This is a genomic window from Pseudomonas anuradhapurensis (assembly GCF_014269225.2).
GTDB classification, from domain to species: domain Bacteria; phylum Pseudomonadota; class Gammaproteobacteria; order Pseudomonadales; family Pseudomonadaceae; genus Aquipseudomonas; species Aquipseudomonas anuradhapurensis.
In genome coordinates this window covers 5,263,094-5,281,660 of sequence record NZ_CP077097.1, presented here as the reverse complement: position 1 = coordinate 5,281,660, position 18,567 = coordinate 5,263,094, and the positions used below count along the sequence as shown (strand labels likewise).

The window sequence follows — 18,567 nt, the reverse complement described above, 5'->3', positions numbered from 1 at the left end:
GCCCATGAGCGCAAATGCGGTCCCCTTGATCGGTGTCAGCGCCTGCCGCCAGCAGGTCGGCAAGAACCCGTCGCACACGGTAGGCGACAAGTATGTCGAGGCGGCCGGCTTTGCCGGCCTGCCGCTGATATTGCCGGCGCGTGACGGTGGCAGCGACACACAGGCGCTGCTGGCCCGTCTGGACGGCATTGTTTTTACCGGCTCGCCTTCAAATATCGAACCGCATCATTACAATGGCGCCCCCAGCGCGGCCGGTACCCGGCACGATCTGGCGCGCGATCGCCTGACCCTGCCGCTGCTGCAGGCGGCCATCGCTGCCGGGGTGCCGGTGTTCTGCATCTGCCGCGGTTACCAGGAATTGAACGTGGCCCTGGGCGGCAGCCTGCACCAGCGCGTGCAGGAGCTGCCCGGTTACCAGGACCACCGCGAACCCGAGGACGCACCCCTGGAAGTGCAATATGGCCCTCGCCACCTTGTCGGCATCGAGCCGGGCGGGTTGTTCGAGCGCCTGGGCCTGGCTGCGCAGTTCGAGGTCAACTCGCTGCACAGCCAGGGCATCGACCGCCTGGCCCCTGGCCTGCGCGTCGAGGCACGGGCCCCGGATGGCCTGATCGAAGCGGTATCCATGCCTGCGGCGCCGGGCTTCGTGCTTGGCGTGCAATGGCACCCGGAATGGCGATTTAGCGAAAACCCGGTCTCGCTGCGCCTGTTCCAGGCGTTTCGCGAGGCTTGCATTGCCTACGCAGCACGGGAGGGCGCACGGCAGAAAGCATTCTGACGTCAGCCGAAGGTCTCGGATGACTGATTCCCGGCAGCAGCTTTCAATGAGTGAAAGCGAGCCTTGTGCGCAAGGCCAGTGAAAACAATTCCAAAATCTACGGCAAATACTCATGAGCGATTACACAGAAGCCGGCCGCCCACCCGACGTGGTGGCCGACGCGGGCAATACCCAGCGCAGCAAGGGCCTGGCCAAAGGCCGGCTGGGCTTGCTGGCCAGCGTGGTGCTGGGCATTTCCACCATCGCCCCGGTCTATACCTTGACCGGCGCACTTGGCCCGACCGTGCGCGAGGTGGGCGCCCACCTGCCAGCGGTGTTCATCGTCGGCTTCCTTCCGATGCTGCTGGTCGCCCTCGGTTACCGCGAGCTGAACTCGGCCGAGCCGGACAGCGGCACATCGTTTACCTGGTCGGCGCGTGCCTTCGGCCCGATGATCGGCTGGATCGGCGGCTGGGGTCTGGTCGTCGCCACCACCATCGTGCTGTCGAACCTGGCGGGCGTGGCCGTCGACTTCTTCTACCTGTTCCTCGGCCAGATCACCGGCCATCACGAGCTGGCGGCACTGGCCGACAACCTGTTGATCAACGTGGTGACCTGTTGCGTGTTCATTGCCCTGGCGGTGTGGATCTGCTGTCGGGGTATCGCCACCACCATGACCGTGCAGTACGGCTTGGTGGCGCTGCAGTTGGTGGTGCTGATCGGCTTTGCCTTTGCCGCCTTCGACGGTACCACCGCGCCGCCGCCGCTGGAATTCGATTTCGCCTGGTTCAACCCGTTCGGTGTCGAGTCGTTCTCGGCCTTCGCCGCCGGGCTGTCGCTGTCGATCTTCATCTTCTGGGGGTGGGACACCTGCCTGACCGTCAGCGAAGAGTCGGTAGGCAGTGAAGAGGTACCGGGCAAGGCGGCCACCTGGACCGTGATGTTGATTCTCGGCCTGTACCTGTTCACTGCGATCGCCACCCTGCAGTTTGCCGGGATCAGCGAGTCTGGCCTGGGCCTGAACAACCCGCGCATCCAGGAAAACGTGTTCGCTCACCTGGCCGGCCCGGTCATGGGGCCATTGGCGATCCTGATGTCCATTGCCGTGCTGGCCAGTACCGCAGCCTCGCTGCAGTCGACCTTCGTTGCGCCCGCGCGCACGCTCTTGGCCATGGGCTACTACGGTGCGGTGCCGCAGAAGTTCGCCAGCGTCTGCCCGCGTTCGCAAACCCCACGCTACGCCACCATCTGCGCCGGCCTGGCCGCGGGCCTGTTCTACGTGACCATGCGTACCCTGAGCGAGAACGTGCTGGCGGATACCATTACCGCCCTGGGCATGATGATCTGCTTCTACTATTCGCTGACCGCATTCGCCTGCGTCTGGTATTTCCGCGACAGCCTGTTCGACAGCCTGCGCCACTTCATCATGCGTGGCCTGTGCCCGTTGGTGGGTGGGGTGATTCTGTCGGTGATCTTCGTGCGTACTGCCATCGACAGCGCTTCGCCAGACTTCGGCAGTGGCTCACATGTGGGCGGACTGGGGCTGGTATTCGTGATTGCCGCGATCATTTCGGTGCTCGGCATCGGGCTGATGATGCTGTCGCGCATGCGCGCACCGGCGTATTTCCTCGGGGCTACCCTGCGTCAGCAGGCTACCTTGCCACTGCAGGAATAAAGCCGGGGGGCGCTTCGCGCCCCTTTCGCGACACAAGGCCGCTCCTACAGGAGATCGCGCAAGCCTGACTAACGCGATCCCTTGTAGGAGCGGCCTTGTGTCGCGATAGGGCCGCAAAGCGGCCCCGTACGGTCTCTCAGGAGAGCAGTTCTTTCAGCAACCCGCTGTTGCGCTGTTGCTGTTTCTTCAGCACTAGGCGGTTCGAGCGGAACACCGCTTTCAAATCCTCCAGCGCCACGTCGAAATCATCGTTGATGATCACGTAGTCATATTCGTCGTAGTGCACCATCTCACTGACCGCTTCTTTCATGCGCCCGGCAATGATCTCTTCACTGTCCTGCCCGCGGCCGTCCAGACGATGACGCAAGGCCTGCTGGCTTGGCGGCAGGATGAATATCGACAATGCCTGCGGCATCAGCTTGCGCACTTGCTGGGCGCCTTGCCAGTCGATTTCCAGAATCAGGTCGTAACCCTGGTCCAGCGTATGCTGCAGCGCACTGCGCGAGGTGCCATAGAAGTTGCCGAACACCTCGGCATGCTCAAGGAAGTCACCTTGCGCAATCAGGGCCTTGAACTCCTCGTGGACGACGAAGTGATAGTTCACCCCGTGCTGCTCGCCCGGGCGCATGGCGCGGGTGGTGTGCGAGACCGAGACGCGGATCTGCGGGTCGTCCTTGGTCAGGGCGGTGACCAGGCTGGTCTTGCCGGCGCCGGAAGGGGCCGAAACGATATAGAGGGTGCCGCTGCTGTGGTTCATGGTCGGGGTGGCCTTACTCGATGTTCTGTACTTGTTCACGCATCTGTTCGATCAGTACCTTCAGGTTGACCGCCGCTTGCGTGCTGCGTGGGTCGAAGGCCTTGGAGCCGAGGGTATTGGCCTCGCGGTTGAGTTCCTGCATCAGGAAGTCCAGGCGCCGGCCGGCGGCACCGCCACCCTTGAGCACTCGGCGTACTTCGGTGACGTGGGTGCTCAGGCGGTCGAGTTCCTCGGCCACGTCGCTCTTCTGGGCCAGCAGCACCAGCTCCTGTTCCAGGCGTTGCGGGTCGAGTTCGGCCTGCACGTCGCCGAAGCGATCGAGGATCTTCTGTCGCTGTGCCGCCAGCATCTGTGGCACCAGGGCGCGCAGGGTTGTGACTTCGCTGGCCATGTTGTCCAGGCGTTCGTTGATCAGCCGGGCCAGCTCCTGGCCTTCACGCTGGCGCCCGGCCTTGAGTTCGGCGAGGGCTTCGTCGAACAGTGCCATGGCTTCGGCATTCAGCGCCTGCGGGTCACTGGCGTCGGCCACCAGCACGCCTGGCCACGACAGCACTTCCAGCGGGTTCAGCGGTGCCGGTTGCTTGATCAGGCCGGCCACTTCCTCGGCAGCGGCAACCAGTTGTGCGGCGCGCTCGCGGTCTACCTTCAGCGGTTTGCCGTTGCTGTCGTCGTTGAGGCGCAGGGTACATTCCACCTTGCCCCGCGACAGGCCCTGGCGCAGGCCCTCACGCACGGCGCCCTCGAGGTCGCGCAGGGCTTCGGGCAGGCGCAGGTGCGGCTCCAGGTAACGGTGATTGACCGAACGCAGCTCCCAGACCAGGGTGCCTTGGCTGCCGGCGCGCTCGACACGAGCAAAAGCGGTCATGCTGTGCACCATGGGGAGTACCTCGCGTAGATGAATGAACGGTGGGAGCCTCTCGGCTGCAAGGCGCAGGATTGTAGCGCAGTGGCGCCCTGGCGCCCAATCCACCCATGTTACCGAGGGCTGGCTGGCGCAGCAGGAAAAGGCGACGGGCAGCGCCGGGCGCGACAATAGGCATGTCCTCCCCGGGCCGCGGGCTCTATAATGCTCGGCAGATTCAAGTCCCAGTACAGGTATCCCAGATGAAACGTCCAAGTGGTCGCGCCGCCGATCAGCTCCGCTCGATCCGCATCACCCGCAACTACACCAAGCACGCCGAAGGGTCGGTACTGGTCGAGTTCGGTGACACCAAGGTCATCTGCACGGTCAGTGTGGAAAACGGTGTGCCGCGCTTTCTCAAAGGGCAGGGCCAGGGCTGGCTGACCGCCGAGTACGGCATGTTGCCGCGTTCCACCGGCGAGCGTAATCAGCGCGAGGCCAGCCGTGGCAAGCAGGGTGGTCGCACCCTGGAAATCCAGCGCCTGATCGGCCGTTCGCTGCGCGCTGCGCTCGACATGAGCAAACTCGGTGACATCACCCTGTACATCGACTGCGACGTGATTCAGGCCGATGGCGGTACCCGCACTGCATCCATCACCGGTGCCATGGTCGCCCTGTGCGACGCCTTGGCGGTGATCAAGAAGCGCGGCGGCCTGAAGGCCGGCAACCCGCTCAAGCACATGATCGCCGCGGTGTCGGTGGGCATGTACCAGGGTGAAGCGGTACTCGACCTGGACTACCTGGAAGACTCCGCCGCCGAGACCGACCTGAACGTGGTCATGACCAGCGCCGGTGGTTTCATCGAAGTGCAGGGTACCGCCGAAGGCGCGCCGTTCCAGCCGGAAGACTTCAACGCCATGCTCGCCCTGGCACAGATGGGCATGGCTGAAATCTTCGAACTGCAGCAGGCCGCACTGGCCGACTGAACCCAGCCAAGGAGGTGCGGGGCATGAGCGATTCCAACCTGTCGATCACCCCGCCCAATGCCGAAGTCCGGCAGTGGGCGATGTTCTGTCACCTTTCTGCGCTGCTGGGCCTGGTGGTGCCGCTCGGGCACTTGCTGGGCCCGCTGGTGCTGTGGCATCTCAAGCGCGAGCAAGACCCTTTCATCGATGCCCAGGGCAAGGAGGCGCTGAACTTTCAGATCAGCGTGACCATTGCCGGGTTCATCTGCTTCCTGCTGATGTTCGTGTTCATCGGGCTGATGCTGTTCGCCATGCTGATGGTGGCGGTGCTGGTGTTGATCATCATTGCGGCGGTGCGGGCCAATGAAGGCAAGCCGTATCGCTACCCGATGATCTGGCGGCCGATCAAATAGCCATTGGGGCTGCTTTGCAGCCCTATCGCGACACAAGGCCGCTCCTACAAGGGATATGCATTCCCCTGTAGGAGCGGCCTTGTGTCGCGATAGGGCCGCAAAGCGGCCCCATGCGTTTAGATGGTCAACGTCCAGTCATAGTCGACAATCAGCGGCGCATGCTGGGAGAAGCGCGGCTGACGCGGCAGGCGGGCATTGCGCACGAAGCGGCGCAGGCCCGGAGTGAGGATCTGGTAGTCGAACCGGTAGCCCAGGTTGAGCATCTCGGCCTGCTCGTTGTCGGGCCACCAGCTGTACTGGTCGCCTTCACGGCTGACTTCACGCAGGGCATCGACGTAACCCATCTCGCCGGTGATCGCATCCATCCAGGCGCGCTCCGGTGCCAGGAAGCCTGGTGACTGTTGGCTGTCGCGCCAGTTCTTGATGTCGAGCTTCTGCTGCGCCACGTAGAACGAGCCGCAGTAGATGTACTCACGACGCTTGCGACGCTGTTTGTCCAGGTACTTGGCGAAGTCGTCCATCAACTTGAACTTCTGGTTCAAGTCTTCGTCGCCGTTCATACCCGAAGGCAGCAGCAGGCTGGCAATACTGACCTTGTCGAAATCTGCTTGCAGGTAACGCCCGTAGCGGTCGGCTGTCTCGAAGCCCAGGCCGGTGATGACTGCCTTGGGCTGCATCCGCGAATACAGGGCCACACCACCTTGGGCAGGCACCTCCGCGTCGCAGGCATAAAGGAAATAGCCATCGAGCTGGAAAGCTGGGTCATCGAGTTCAAAGGCCGAGGCGCGGGTATCCTGAAGGCAGATGACGTCGGCATTCTGGGCTTGCAGCCAGCTGAGCAAACCACGCTCGGCCGCAGCCTGAATGCCATTTACGTTCACACTGATGATCCGCATAAATGGCCCCAAAAATCTCGTGCGTGTATGATACCCGAGCTCAACCCATTTAGCTAAATCCGTGGTGTCCGGGACTATCCATGCAGCCGTATCAGCGCGACTTCATCCGTTTTGCCATCGATCGCGGGGTACTGCGTTTCGGTGAATTCACCCTGAAATCGGGGCGTACCAGCCCGTATTTCTTCAATGCCGGCCTGTTCAACAGCGGTTCTGCCCTGGCCCAGCTGGGTCGTTGCTATGCGGCGGCCATCGTCGACAGCAAGATCCCGTTCGACGTGCTGTTCGGCCCGGCCTACAAGGGTATCCCGCTGGCGGCGGCGACTGCCGTGGCCCTGGCCGAGCAGCACCAGCTCGACGTGCCATGGTGCTTCAACCGCAAGGAAGCCAAGGACCACGGCGAAGGCGGCAGCCTGGTTGGCGCGCCGTTGGCCGGTGAAGTGCTGATCATCGACGATGTGATCACTGCCGGTACGGCCATCCGTGAAGTCATGCAGATCATCAATGCGCAAGAGGCCAAGGCCGCAGGTGTATTGATCGCGTTGAACCGCGAAGAGCGCGGCAATGGCGAACTGTCGGCGATCCAGGAAGTGGAGCGTGATTTCGGCATTCCGGTCGTCAGCATCGTTTCGCTGACCCAGGTGCTGGAATTCCTCGCCGATGACCCGCAGCTGAAGCAGCACCTGCCAGCTGTCGAGGCCTACCGGGCGCAGTACGGGATCTGATCCCGGCCTGGAACTGAAAAAGGCGACCTTCGCGTGAAGGTCGCCTTTTTTGTGTCACTCAGTCAGTGCCGTACTTGGGCGAACGTGGCCCGTAGAGAATGCCGCCGTTCGGATGTGGCGTCAGCAGGCGTGCGCTGGTCATGCCGGCGATGGGGTAGCCAGCATCTTCCTGCACGCTGCTGACGATCTGGTTGACTGCCGCAACGATCAGCATGCCGACCAGGCCACCCTGGTTCTGCTGATTCTCCTGGCTGGACGCCGTGGCGCTGCCAGTCCACAGCGTGGTGCCGGTCTTCAGGTCGACCAGCTTGGCATTGGCCGTGACGATAGTTGCACTGCTCAGCACCATGTAACGGGTACCGTAGTCCGATACGGTCACATACAACGCGGCATCAGCGCCAAAGATCTCACGCAGTTTGGGCATTGGCAGCTGGTGGATGTCGGCCGGCGTGGTCATGCCGTTCTGGCGGAAGGTCTCGTCCACCAGCGCCACGGGCATCACGTAGTAGCCAGCCTCGGCCAGCGGGTAGGTGACCTGCGACAGCATGCTGTAGGTCGCCTTCACATCCGGCGACTCGTTCAGTGGCGGGAGAATCAGGATCGACTTCGGCCGGCTCTGCTTGTAAGCGGAGTAGTCGATGGTCTTGCGCTCGGCGCAGCCAGCGAACAGGGCCAGCACGCAAACGGTGGTGATCAGTTGGCTCAGGCGCTTGATCATTGCTTGGCTCCCTTGCTCGCGTTGCTCATCAGGAAGTCCATGTACGTCGCCGATTCCGGGAACAGTGCCTTCTCGGTGCGGAACTGCTGAATCATCTGGTCATCCTTGCCGAGGCTGGAATACAGCAGGCCCAGCTGCGCATGGTAGCCGGGTGGTACGGCGCCGTTCTTGGCCTTGATCTTTTCCAGGTCGCGCTCCAGCGCGGTGACCTGTTCCTCTTTCGAATCGCCTTTGAGGTAGCCATACACCTGGGGTTGGTAGCTTTCCCACTGGTACAGCGGTTTGGGCGCGTTGCAGCCGGCCAGCAGGATGCTGCCCAACACCAGGCCGGCGCAGCTGCGCACGGCCGAGAGGGTGATGCTCATGTAGGAGTCCTTCCTGGAAGAATCTGTTACTGGGCCTTCGGATTCCACTGGCCGCTTTCGACTGCGTTCACCAGCTTGTTGACGGCTTCGCGCATGGCCAGGTCGAGCACCTTGCCGTTCAGCGTGGAGTCATAGCTGGCGGTGCCGCCAAAGCCGATGATCTCGCGGTTGGACAGGGCGTATTCCCCCGCACCCTGGCTGGAGTAGACGACTTCCGAAGTGCTGATGTTGACGATGTTCAGCGCCACCTTGGCGTAGGCGATCTGGGTCTTGCCGCGACCGAGAATGCCGAACAGCTGGTGATCGCCAACCTCTTTGCGGCCGAACTCGGTAACGTCGCCAGTCACCACGAAGTCGGCACCTTTCAGGCGCTGGGCCTGGCCCTTGATCGCGGCTTCCTGCTGGATCTCGCCCATGTTGTCGCGATCGAGCACGTTGAAGCGGTTGGTTTGCTGCAGGTGGGTGATGAGGATGGTCTTGGCCTGGCCGCCGAGGCGGTCGACGCCATCGGAGAAGATGCCGCGCATGTAGCTGGAACGGTTGTCGAACTTGCCGACGGCAATCGGTGCGCGTACACCGCTGTAGGGGCGGCTGACGCTTTCAACCTGTTGTACGGCAACAGCGGTGGATGTTTCGGTGGCGCAGCCGGCGATGGACCCGACAGCCAGGGCGGCTGCCAGCACGAGTCCTTGTGATGCGTATTTCACGCAGTTTCTCCAGAAAAGATCAAATTGAAGCGAGGTGGCATTCTGACAGTATTTGCCGCAAAAAGCATCGCCGGCAAGCCGGCTCCCAGGCCCTGCACCAACCTGGGTCAGTGCAATCGCTGTAGGAGCCGGCTTGCCGGCGATAGGGAGTAGCAGGCTGTCAGCGCGGCTTGCGGTTGGTAATCAGGGTACCTACGCCGCTGTCGGTGAAGATCTCCAGCAGCACCGCATTCGGCACACGACCGTCAATGATGTGCGAGCTGTTCACGCCGCCCTGCACCGCGTCCAGCGCGCATTTGATCTTCGGCAGCATGCCACCGTAGATGGTGCCGTCGGCGATCAGTTCGTTGACCTGCTCGGTGGTCAGGCCGGTCAGTACCTGGCCCTGCTTGTCCATCAGGCCGGCGATGTTGGTCAGCAGCATCAGCTTCTCGGCCTTCAGCGCCTCGGCCACCTTGCCCGCCACCAGGTCGGCGTTGATGTTGTACGACTCACCGTCGGCACCTACACCGATTGGCGCGATGACCGGGATGAAGTCGCCCTTGACCAGCATGTTCAGCAGGTCGGTGTTCACGCTCACCACTTCACCGACGTGGCCGATGTCGATGATTTCCGGGGTGGTCATTTCCGGCGTCTTGCGGCTGACGGTCAGCTTGCGCGCGCGGATCAGCTCCGCGTCCTTGCCGGTCAGGCCGATGGCGCTGCCGCCGTGGCGGTTGATCAGGTTGACGATGTCCTTGTTGACCTGGCCGCCCAGCACCATCTCCACCACATCCATGGTCGCCGCGTCGGTGACGCGCATGCCGTCGATGAAATGGCTTTCGATCGACAGGCGCTTGAGCAGGTCGCCGATCTGCGGGCCGCCACCGTGGACCACCACCGGGTTGATGCCTACAGCCTTCATCAGCACGATGTCACGGGCGAAGCCGGTCTTGAGCTCCTCGCTCTCCATCGCGTTGCCGCCGTACTTGATCACCAGGGTCTTGCCGACAAAGCGGCGAATGTAAGGCAGTGCTTCGGACAAAACCTCGGCTACATGGGAAGCGGCATCGCGATCGAGGGTCATGCAGGGCTCCTGTAAGGAACAGATAGTCGGTCAGAACGGCAGTTGCAGCTCAGGCTCTACCCGCAGCAACTGGGTACGGAAAACATCCTTGATACGTTGCAATTCGGCGTCGCTGTCGGCCTCGAAGCGCAGCACCAGCACCGGGGTGGTGTTGGAGGCGCGAACCAGGCCCCAGCCGTGGGCGTAGTCCACCCGCACACCGTCGATGGTGGTCAGGTTGGCTTCGCCCCAGTCGGCGTCGCGTTGCAGTGCATCAATGATGCTGAATTTACCCTCGTCGGTCACATCAATATTGATTTCCGGCGTGGAAATATCGTTCGGGAAGGCGGCGAACAGGTCTTCTGCGCTTTGCCCGGCCTTGCTGAGGATCTCCAGCAGGCGCGCGGCGCTGTAGATACCGTCATCGAAACCGTACCAGCGTTCCTTGATGAAGATGTGACCGCTCATCTCGCCTGCCAGCAGCGAGCCGGACTGCTTCATCTTCTTCTTGATCAGCGAGTGGCCGGTCTTCCACATCAACGCGCGGCCACCGTGCTGTTCGATCAGCGGGGTCAGGCGGCGGGTGCATTTGACGTCGAAGATGATCTCGGCACCCGGGTTACGCGACAGCACGTCCTGGGCAAACAGCATCAGCAGGCGGTCGGGGTAGACGATGCTGCCGGTGTTGGTCACCACGCCGACCCGGTCGCCGTCACCGTCGAAGGCCAGGCCGATGTCGGCACCGGTTTCCTTGACCTTGGCAATCAGGTCCTCGAGGTTTTCCGGCTTGCCCGGGTCCGGGTGGTGGTTGGGGAAGTTGCCGTCGACCTCGCAGAACAGCGGGATCACTTCGCAGCCCAGGGCTTCGATCAATTTCGGCGCGATCACGCCAGCGGCACCGTTGCCGCAATCCACCACCACCTTGAGCTTCTTCGCCAGCTTCACGTCATCGACAATCTGCTGGAAGTAGCGGTCAAGGATCTCGACCTTTTCCACGCGACCATCGGCGCGGCTCAGGTTGTTGGTTTTCAGGCGGGTCAGCAGGGCCTGGATCTGTTCGTTGGCCAGGGTGTCACCGGCAATCACGATCTTGAAGCCGTTGTAGTCCGACGGGTTGTGGCTGCCGGTCAGCATCACCCCGGACTTGCCGGCCAGCACATTGGCTGCGTAGTACAGGGCCGGGGTAGGCACCAGGCCGACATCGCTGACGTGGCAGCCGGCGTCGACCAAGCCCTTGATCAGCTCTTCGACCAGCATCGGGCCGGACAGGCGGCCATCGCGGCCGACCGAAACCTGCGGTTCGCCCTGGGCCAGGCTCTGTGCACCGATGGCGCGGCCGATCCAGTAGGCGGTTTCGGCGTGAAGGGTCTTGCCGACCACGCCGCGGATGTCATACGCGCGGAAAATGCTGTCTGGTAGTGCTGCGGGTACCAGGTGGGCCATGTCGTTCATCTCTGGAAGCTCCATTAGTCAAAGGCTTTCTGGGCAGGCGCAAACTGAACGCTTGGACGGTGGTTTCGCCAGAGAGTTCGCCATCCTTGGCCTGAACGGTCATCTGTCGGCTCAGTGGCTGCCAGAATGGCCGAAGCCGCCAGCGCCACGCTGGGTTTCATCGAACGCTTCGACGATGTCGAAATGGGCCTGTACCACCGGTACCAGCACCAACTGGGCGATACGTTCGCCCACCGCGATGGTGAACGCGGTGTTGCCACGGTTCCAGCACGACACCATCAGCTCGCCCTGGTAGTCCGAGTCGATCAGCCCGACCAGGTTGCCCAGCACGATGCCGTGCTTATGGCCCAGGCCCGAGCGCGGCAGGATCACCGCTGCCAGGCCTGGGTCGCCAATGTAGATCGACAGGCCGGTAGGGATCAGCAGGGTCTGGCCCGGCTCGATGATGGTGTCTTCCTTGAGCAGGGCGCGCAGGTCGAGGCCGGCGGAGCCGGGGGTGGCGTACTGCGGCAGAGGGAATTCGCTGCCCAGGCGTGGGTCGAGGATCTTGGCTTGAAGAGCGTGCATGTAACTTATTGAACCTGATTGAGCCGTTCGGCGATGAAGGCGACCAGTTGCCGGGCGATCTTGCCCTTGCTGGTCTGCGCGAAGAGGGTCTGGTGCTGCTGGCGGTCGATTACGGTCAAGGCGTTTTCTTCGCTGTTGAAGCCGATGCTGGGGTTGGCCACATCATTGGCAACGATCAGGTCGAGGTTCTTGTCCTTGAGCTTGCGCGTGGCGTAGTCGAGCAAGTGTTCGGTTTCGGCGGCGAAGCCGACGCTGAACGGGCGGTCGGCACGGCCGGCGATGGTGGCAAGGATATCGGGATTGCGCACCATCTGCAGCAGCATGCCGTCGCCGGTCGTAGGATCCTTCTTGAGTTTCTGCGTGGCAACGACTTCCGGGCGGTAGTCCGCGACCGCCGCCGAGGCGATGAACAGGTCACACGGCATGGCCGCTTCACAGGCGGCGAGCATGTCCCGCGCGCTGACCACGTCGATGCGGCTGACCCGGTCGGGGGTTGGCAAGTGCACCGGGCCGGTGACGAGGGTGACCCGAGCCCCGGCTTCTGCGGCCGCTTCGGCCAGGGCGAAGCCCATCTTGCCGGAGCTATGATTGGTGATGTAGCGCACCGGGTCGATGTTTTCCTGGGTCGGGCCGGCGGTGATCAGCACATGCTTGCCGGTCAGTGCCTGGCGCTTGAAGCTTTCCGCGGCACACCAGGCCAGGTCGGTGGCTTCGAGCATGCGGCCCAGGCCCACGTCGCCACAGGCCTGGCTGCCGGACGCCGGACCGAACACCTGGATGCCACGGCTCTTGAGCAGCTCGAGGTTGGCCTGGGTGGCGGGATCGCGCCACATCGCCTGGTTCATGGCCGGGGCCACGGCGACGGTGGCGTCGGTAGCCAGCACCAGGGTGGTCAGCAGGTCATCGGCCATGCCTTGGGCCATGCGCGCCATGAGGTCGGCGGTGGCCGGGGCGATCAGCACCAGGTCGGCCCACTTGGCCAGTTCGATGTGGCCCATGGCCGCTTCGGCGGCAGGGTCGAGCAGGTCCATGTGCACCGGGTGGCCGGACAGTGCCTGCAGGGTCAGCGGGGTGATGAACTCTGCACCACCACGGGTCATGACGACGCGCACCTGCGCGCCGTGCTCCAGGAGTCGGCGAATCAGTTCGGCGCTTTTGTAGGCGGCAATGCCGCCACCCACGCCGAGAACGATGCGCTTGCGATACAGCCGCTGCATAGGCTTGCCTTTTTCCAGTGAGAGCGGGCGACGACGTTTGGGAATGCCTGCGGCAGAACGTCGCATGTACGAGGCGAAATAGATTAACACAGGGCCGAAATCGGTCGCAGCAAGGGTAGACGGCGGATGAATATCAGGGAGTGGCCGGCGGAAGAGCGGCCGAGGGAGAAATTGTTGCAGCGTGGAGCGGCGGTGCTTTCGGATGCCGAGTTGCTCGCTGTACTGCTCGGCTCGGGAGTTGCCGGGCGCAATGTGCTGGACCTGGCGCGAGGGCTGCTGGCGCGGTTTGGCGGGCTCAGGCAGTTTCTTGAAGCCGATCGCGACGCTGTACTGCGTGAGCCGGGCATAGGGGCCGTTAAATATGCCCAGTTACAGGCGCTTTTGGAGATCGGCCGGCGTTATCTGGATGAGAACATCGAGCGCGCAGCGGTTCTCGAAGGCCCGGCGGCGGTACGGCGTTATCTCAAGGCCATGCTGCGTCATGAAGCCAGTGAGGTATTCGGTTGCCTGTTTCTCGATACCAAGCACAGGCCGTTGGCTTTTGAAATCCTGTTCAGGGGTACGATAGACCGGGCGAGTGTCTACCCGCGGGAGGTGGTACGGCGGGCGTTGCTGCACAACGCGGCGGCGTTGATCCTGTGCCACAACCACCCCTCGGGCAATAGTGAACCCAGCCAGGACGATGTGCATCTGACCCTGTCGTTGAAGCGCGGGCTGGCGTTGATCGATGTGCGGGTGCTGGATCACATCATTATCGGTGACGGGGAGCCGCTGTCGATGGTCGAGCATGGGTGGATTGTGGCTTAGGCACTTGTGCAGCCTGTCCCGGCCTTTTCGCGGGCTCGCCCGCTCCCACAGGTATCGCACCAACCTTGAATGTTGTGCTGTCACTGTGGGAGCGGGCGAGCCCGCGAAGAGGCCGGTGCAGGTTTACCTGGTCACTGAGACCTTGCTGAAGTCCACCCGCCCGAACGGGCTCACCTGATACCCCTCGACGTCCCGGCGCAGCAAGGTCGCCGCCGTCGGGTGCGCCAATGGCACCCACAGCGCCTGTTGCTGGATCAACGTCTGCGCCTGCTGGTACAGCCGGCTGCGCACGCTCTGGTCATTGGTGGTGCGCCCGGCGCTGATCAGCTGATCCAGGCGGCTGTCGCAGAAGCGGGCGAAGTTGGTCCCCGATTGCACCGCCGCGCAGGAAAACTGCGGGCTGAGGAAGTTGTCCGGGTCGCCGTTGTCACCTGCCCAGCCCATGAACAGCAAGTCATGCTCGCCGGCCTTGGCGCGGCGGATCAGCTCGCCCCATTCGATCACGCGGATTTCTGCCTTGATGCCAACCTTGGCCAGGTCTGCCTGCAGCATCTGCGCGCCCAGGCTGGGGTTGGGGTTGAGCAGGCTGCCCGACGGGCGGGTCCAGATGGTGGTGTTGAAGCCTTCGGCCAGGCCAGCCTTGTTCAGCAGCGCCTTGGCTTTTTTCAGGTCCAGCGTATAGCCGGGCAGGTCCTTGGCGTAGCTCCAGGTGTTGGGCGGGTAGGGGCCATTGGCGGCCACTGCGGAGTCCTCGAACACCGCCTTCAGGTAGGCCTGCTTGTCGAAAGCCAGATTGATGGCCTGGCGTACCTCCGGCTTGTCCAGCGGCCGGTGCTGGCTGTTGATGGCGACAAAGGCCGTCATGAAGGCCGGGGTGGTGGCCACCTTGAGGTTGCCATCCTTGCCTGCTTCGGCAATGTCCAGTGGCTTGGGCGACAAGGCCACCTGGCACTCACCGCGCTTGAGTTTCTGCAGGCGCACATTGGCGTCGGTGGTGATGGCGAAGATCAGCGGGTCGACCGCCGGCTTGCCGGCAAAATAGTCCGGGTTGGCGCGGTAGCGCACCATGGCGTCCTTCTGGAAGCGCTGGAACACGAACGGCCCGGTGCCGACCGGCTGGCTGTTGAGCTTCTCCGGGGTGCCGGCCTTGAGCAGCTTGTCGGCATATTCGGCGGAGTAGATCGAGGCGAAGCCCATGCTCAAGGTGGCCAGGAACGTGGCGTCCGGGTGGTTGAGGGTGAAGCGCACGGTGTTTGGCGTCGGCGCCTCGATCGCCTTGATCAGGCTGCCCAGCTGCAACGACTGGGCATGCGGGTAACCACCCGGTGCGGTCTTGTGCCAGGCATGGGCGGGGTAGAGCATGCGCTGGAAGCTGAACAGCACATCGTCGGCATTCAGTGCGCGGCTGGGCTTGAAGTAGGCGGTAGTGTGGAATTTCACGTCATCGCGCAGGCTGAAGTCATAGACCAGGCCGTCGGCCGATACCGTCCAGCTGGCCGCCAGGCTCGGCACCACCTTGCCTTGCTGCGCATCGAACTCCACCAGCCGGTTCATCAGCACGTCGGCGGTGGCGTTGGTGGTGGTCAGCGAGTTGTACTGCACCACGTCGAAGCCTTCGGGGCTGGCCTCGCTGCAGACGCTCAGCGGGGCAGCCTGGGCAACGCCGGCGGCGAACAGGGCGCCGGCGGCGAACACGGAGTTGAACAATAAGGAAAGGGCGGCGGCACGCATGGTGGCTCCTTGGCTGTCAGTGGCCCATCTGCCAGTGCAGTCTGGAAAAGGCCTACCCTAGTGCGCCTGTAGGGAAATGACCACACCCTTTTTTACAAAACTGGCGACGAGCGGTCGACGGCTGGCGGGGCCTGCCGCTATGCTGGCCCGGCGCGCTTGGCCGGCGCCGGAAATGTATCTTCTGTTGTTGTGGCCAAGTCTTTCTGGTATAAAGCAGCGCTCTTTTCTAGGGGCTCGGCCTGTCGCGTCAGCGTATCCGGTCGGTAAGACCTCCAGAATCACGGCGCCCAGGCGCCAAAGACTGAGAGATTAAGCGGCCAACCCATGCCGGGTTGGGCATGTGGTTTTAGAGGGCTGAGTCATGTCGAGAGTCTGTCAAGTTACTGGTAAGGGTCCAGTAACCGGGAACAACATTTCCCACGCAAACAACAAAACCCGTCGTCGTTTCCTGCCGAACCTGCAGCACCACCGTTTCTGGGTTGAATCCGAGAAGCGTTTCGTGCGTCTGCGCGTATCCGCCAAAGGCATGCGCGTCATTGACAAGCGTGGTATCGACGTAGTGCTGGCCGAGCTGCGCGCTCGCGGCGAAAAGTTCTAAGGAGAACGTCATGCGTGAATTGATCCGTCTGGTTTCGAGTGCTGGCACTGGCCACTTCTACACCACCGACAAGAACAAGCGCACCACTCCGGACAAAATCGAGATCAAGAAATACGATCCGGTTGTTCGCAAGCACGTGGTGTACAAGGAAGCCAAGATCAAGTAATTGATCGGCGACCTGAAAAAAACCCGCCTCCGAAAGGACGCGGGTTTTTTTATGCCTGTCAGGGCCTCAGATCATTTCTGCTCGAACATCACATAGATCTTGCGGCAAGGCTCCAGCACCTCCCAGGTGCCCTTGAAGCCGGCCGGGATGACAAACCGGTCGCCCGTACGCAGGGTCTTGGCGCCACCGTCCTGGTCGCGCAGCACCGACACGCCCTGAACGATCTCGCAGTATTCATGCTCGGTGTAGTTCACCGTCCACTGCCCCACTTCACCCTCCCACACGCCAGCGGCGAACTGCCCGCAGGGGCTGGAATAATGGTTATAGACGGCCTGGTCGGGCTCGCCCTTGAGGATTTTTTCCGCCGCCGGGCGGTAGCGTTCGGCCTCGGTGATGACCTGGGCGAAGTCGATGATGCTGGCAATGCTCATGGTTCGGCTCCTGTTGTTGTTTAATAAAATGCACATCAGTAGGCTTTTGGGGCTTCTGTGTCAAATATATTGATAGTTTGTCCGGCCTGGTTTAGGGTATTGCCTGCCAGTGTGCGCTCGTCGCCCGGCCAGAATTCTGACAACGCCTGCGAGTCCTCAGTGCGGCGTTGCACCTAAACAAGAGGAGGAGTTTCGTATGACCACCCTGACTCGTGCGGACTGGGAACAGCGTGCCCAGCAACTGAAGATCGAAGGGCGTGCCTTCATCAACGGCGAATACACCGATGCCGCATCCGGTGAAACCTTCGAGTGCCTGAGCCCGGTCGACGGACGCTTCCTGGCCAAGGTTGCCAGCTGCGACCTGGCCGACGCCAACCGCGCTGTGGAAAACGCCCGTGCCACCTTCAACGCTGGGGTGTGGTCGCAACTGGCCCCGGCCAAGCGCAAGGCCAAGCTGATCCGCTTCGCCGACCTGTTGCGCAAGAACGTCGAAGAACTGGCGCTGCTGGAAACCCTGGACATGGGCAAGCCGATCGGCGATTCCTCCAGCATCGACATCCCGGGCGCAGCCAATGCCATCCACTGGACCGCCGAAGCCATCGACAAGGTCTACGACGAAGTCGCCCCGACCCCGCATGACCAGCTTGGCCTGGTTACCCGCGAACCAGTGGGTGTGGTCGCTGCCATCGTACCGTGGAACTTCCCGCTGCTGATGGCCTGCTGGAAACTCGGCCCGGCCCTGGCCACCGGTAACTCGGTGGTGCTCAAGCCGTCCGAAAAATCGCCGCTGACGGCCATTCGCATTGCCCAGCTGGCCATCGAAGCCGGTATCCCGGCAGGCGTACTGAACGTGCTGCCAGGCTACGGCCACACCGTGGGCAAGGCCCTGGCCCTGCACATGGATGTCGATACCCTGGTGTTCACCGGCTCGACCAAGATTGCCAAGCAGCTGATGGTCTATGCTGGCGAATCGAACATGAAGCGCATCTGGCTGGAAGCGGGCGGCAAGAGCCCGAACATCGTCTTCGCCGATGCCCCGGACCTGCAGGCAGCAGCCGAGGCCGCTGCCAGCGCCATCGCCTTCAACCAGGGGGAAGTGTGCACCGCAGGTTCGCGTCTGCTGGTCGAGCGCTCGATCAAGGACAAGTTCCTGCCCATGGTGGTCGAGGCCCTGAAAGGTTGGAAGCCAGGTAACCCGCTGGACCCACAGACTACCGTCGGTGCCCTGGTCGATACCCAGCAGATGAACACCGTGCTGTCGTACATCGAGGCCGGTCACAAGGATGGCGCCAAGCTGCTGGCTGGCGGCAAGCGCACCCTGGAAGAGACCGGTGGCACCTATGTCGAGCCGACCATCTTCGACGGCGTGACCAACGCGATGAAGATCGCCCAGGAAGAGATCTTCGGCCCGGTACTGTCGGTAATCGCCTTCGATACCGCCGAAGAGGCCGTGGCCATTGCCAACGACACGCCGTATGGCCTGGCGGCGGGCATCTGGACGTCGGATATCTCCAAGGCGCACAAGACCGCTCGTGCCGTACGCGCTGGCAGCGTCTGGGTCAACCAGTACGATGGCGGCGACATGACTGCGCCGTTCGGTGGCTTCAAGCAGTCGGGTAACGGTCGTGACAAGTCGCTGCACGCGCTGGAGAAGTACACCGAGCTGAAGGCGACCTGGATCAAGCTGTAATCCCAGGGGGGCTGCACGGCAGCCCCAACGATAGCCGGGTAGGCTAA

At 62.7% G+C, this 18,567-nt stretch carries 20 protein-coding genes and 1 pseudogene; 9 read left to right on the top strand and 12 right to left on the bottom strand.

Annotated elements, in window-relative coordinates:
• Positions 1-4 precede the first annotated feature (4 nt).
• Together HU763_RS24080 and HU763_RS24075 are read left to right on the top strand one after the other, a co-directional pair.
• A complete protein-coding gene (locus HU763_RS24080; RefSeq protein ID WP_186684018.1) occupies positions 5-778 on the top strand; it encodes a gamma-glutamyl-gamma-aminobutyrate hydrolase family protein in 774 nt (257 codons plus the stop codon).
• Positions 779-890: 112 nt separating this feature from the next.
• On the top strand, positions 891-2,432 hold the full coding sequence (locus HU763_RS24075; RefSeq protein ID WP_170033807.1) for an APC family permease: 1,542 nt from the start codon (positions 891-893) through the stop codon (positions 2,430-2,432).
• 136 nt (positions 2,433-2,568) lie between these two features.
• Here the strand turns inward: HU763_RS24075 and gmk are convergent, their stop codons facing one another.
• On the bottom strand, positions 2,569-3,189 hold the full coding sequence (gene gmk / locus HU763_RS24070; RefSeq protein WP_186684019.1) for a guanylate kinase: 621 nt from the start codon (positions 3,187-3,189) through the stop codon (positions 2,569-2,571).
• A 13-nt stretch (positions 3,190-3,202) separates the two neighbouring features.
• The gene (locus HU763_RS24065; RefSeq protein ID WP_170033803.1) at positions 3,203-4,066 is read right to left on the bottom strand and encodes a YicC/YloC family endoribonuclease; all 864 of its coding nucleotides are present in this window, start codon (positions 4,064-4,066) and stop codon (positions 3,203-3,205) included.
• Between the two features lie 227 nt (positions 4,067-4,293).
• Here HU763_RS24065 and rph point away from each other — a divergent pair, with 227 nt between their 5' ends.
• Together rph and HU763_RS24055 are read left to right on the top strand one after the other, a co-directional pair.
• Entirely contained in the window at positions 4,294-5,016 is a 723-nt protein-coding gene (rph, locus tag HU763_RS24060) for a ribonuclease PH (RefSeq protein WP_170033801.1), read from the top strand.
• Between the two features lie 23 nt (positions 5,017-5,039).
• Positions 5,040-5,408 carry a DUF4870 domain-containing protein gene (locus tag HU763_RS24055; RefSeq protein ID WP_186671858.1) on the top strand — a complete coding sequence of 123 codons (369 nt, stop codon included), beginning with the start codon at positions 5,040-5,042 and terminating at the stop codon, positions 5,406-5,408.
• Positions 5,409-5,524: 116 nt separating this feature from the next.
• On the opposite strand, the gene HU763_RS24050 is transcribed toward HU763_RS24055, so the two are convergent.
• Positions 5,525-6,304 (bottom strand): exodeoxyribonuclease III, encoded by a 780-nt coding sequence (locus tag HU763_RS24050; protein ID WP_003253401.1) that lies wholly within the window; start codon positions 6,302-6,304, stop codon positions 5,525-5,527.
• An 80-nt stretch (positions 6,305-6,384) separates the two neighbouring features.
• Between HU763_RS24050 and pyrE the strand changes: the two genes are divergently transcribed.
• Entirely contained in the window at positions 6,385-7,026 is a 642-nt protein-coding gene (pyrE, locus tag HU763_RS24045; RefSeq protein WP_186684021.1) for an orotate phosphoribosyltransferase, read from the top strand.
• Positions 7,027-7,084: 58 nt separating this feature from the next.
• Here pyrE and HU763_RS24040 read toward each other — a convergent pair whose 3' ends face one another.
• From HU763_RS24040 to coaBC, 7 genes and pseudogenes are all read right to left on the bottom strand, one after another.
• Entirely contained in the window at positions 7,085-7,744 is a 660-nt protein-coding gene (locus HU763_RS24040; protein WP_186684023.1) for a DUF799 domain-containing protein, read from the bottom strand.
• Positions 7,741-8,109 (bottom strand): DUF4810 domain-containing protein, encoded by a 369-nt coding sequence (locus tag HU763_RS24035; RefSeq protein WP_186684025.1) that lies wholly within the window; start codon positions 8,107-8,109, stop codon positions 7,741-7,743. Before HU763_RS24035 ends, HU763_RS24040 begins: the two co-directional genes overlap by 4 nt.
• Positions 8,110-8,135: 26 nt before the next feature.
• The gene (locus HU763_RS24030; RefSeq protein WP_186684027.1) at positions 8,136-8,816 is read right to left on the bottom strand and encodes a CsgG/HfaB family protein; all 681 of its coding nucleotides are present in this window, start codon (positions 8,814-8,816) and stop codon (positions 8,136-8,138) included.
• A 160-nt stretch (positions 8,817-8,976) separates the two neighbouring features.
• Positions 8,977-9,882: an acetylglutamate kinase gene (gene argB, locus HU763_RS24025; RefSeq protein WP_170033798.1), complete on the bottom strand. Its 906-nt coding sequence runs from the start codon at positions 9,880-9,882 to the stop codon at positions 8,977-8,979.
• Positions 9,883-9,912: 30 nt separating this feature from the next.
• A pseudogene (locus HU763_RS24020) lies at positions 9,913-11,280 on the bottom strand (phosphomannomutase/phosphoglucomutase); the annotation flags it as partial.
• Between the two features lie 144 nt (positions 11,281-11,424).
• Complete coding sequence (gene dut / locus HU763_RS24015) at positions 11,425-11,880, bottom strand: dUTP diphosphatase (RefSeq protein ID WP_186684029.1); 456 nt, start codon at positions 11,878-11,880, stop codon at positions 11,425-11,427.
• A gap of 5 nt (positions 11,881-11,885) precedes the next feature.
• Entirely contained in the window at positions 11,886-13,097 is a 1,212-nt protein-coding gene (gene coaBC, locus HU763_RS24010) for a bifunctional phosphopantothenoylcysteine decarboxylase/phosphopantothenate--cysteine ligase CoaBC (RefSeq protein WP_003253409.1), read from the bottom strand.
• A gap of 126 nt (positions 13,098-13,223) precedes the next feature.
• On the opposite strand from coaBC, the gene radC reads away from it, so the two are divergent.
• A complete protein-coding gene (radC, locus tag HU763_RS24005) occupies positions 13,224-13,904 on the top strand; it encodes a RadC family protein (protein ID WP_186684030.1) in 681 nt (226 codons plus the stop codon).
• 123 nt (positions 13,905-14,027) lie between these two features.
• On the opposite strand, the gene HU763_RS24000 is transcribed toward radC, so the two are convergent.
• A complete protein-coding gene (locus HU763_RS24000) occupies positions 14,028-15,635 on the bottom strand; it encodes an ABC transporter substrate-binding protein (RefSeq protein WP_186684031.1) in 1,608 nt (535 codons plus the stop codon).
• A gap of 361 nt (positions 15,636-15,996) precedes the next feature.
• Between HU763_RS24000 and rpmB the strand changes: the two genes are divergently transcribed.
• A complete protein-coding gene (gene rpmB, locus HU763_RS23995) occupies positions 15,997-16,233 on the top strand; it encodes a 50S ribosomal protein L28 (RefSeq protein WP_003258972.1) in 237 nt (78 codons plus the stop codon).
• A 10-nt stretch (positions 16,234-16,243) separates the two neighbouring features.
• On the top strand, positions 16,244-16,399 hold the full coding sequence (rpmG, locus tag HU763_RS23990; RefSeq protein ID WP_003253507.1) for a 50S ribosomal protein L33: 156 nt from the start codon (positions 16,244-16,246) through the stop codon (positions 16,397-16,399).
• Positions 16,400-16,470: 71 nt separating this feature from the next.
• Here the strand turns inward: rpmG and HU763_RS23985 are convergent, their stop codons facing one another.
• Positions 16,471-16,830 carry a cupin domain-containing protein gene (locus HU763_RS23985; RefSeq protein ID WP_186684032.1) on the bottom strand — a complete coding sequence of 120 codons (360 nt, stop codon included), beginning with the start codon at positions 16,828-16,830 and terminating at the stop codon, positions 16,471-16,473.
• A 196-nt stretch (positions 16,831-17,026) separates the two neighbouring features.
• Here HU763_RS23985 and HU763_RS23980 point away from each other — a divergent pair, with 196 nt between their 5' ends.
• Complete coding sequence (locus HU763_RS23980; protein ID WP_186684033.1) at positions 17,027-18,520, top strand: aldehyde dehydrogenase; 1,494 nt, start codon at positions 17,027-17,029, stop codon at positions 18,518-18,520.
• The last annotated feature ends 47 nt before the right edge of the window (positions 18,521-18,567 follow it).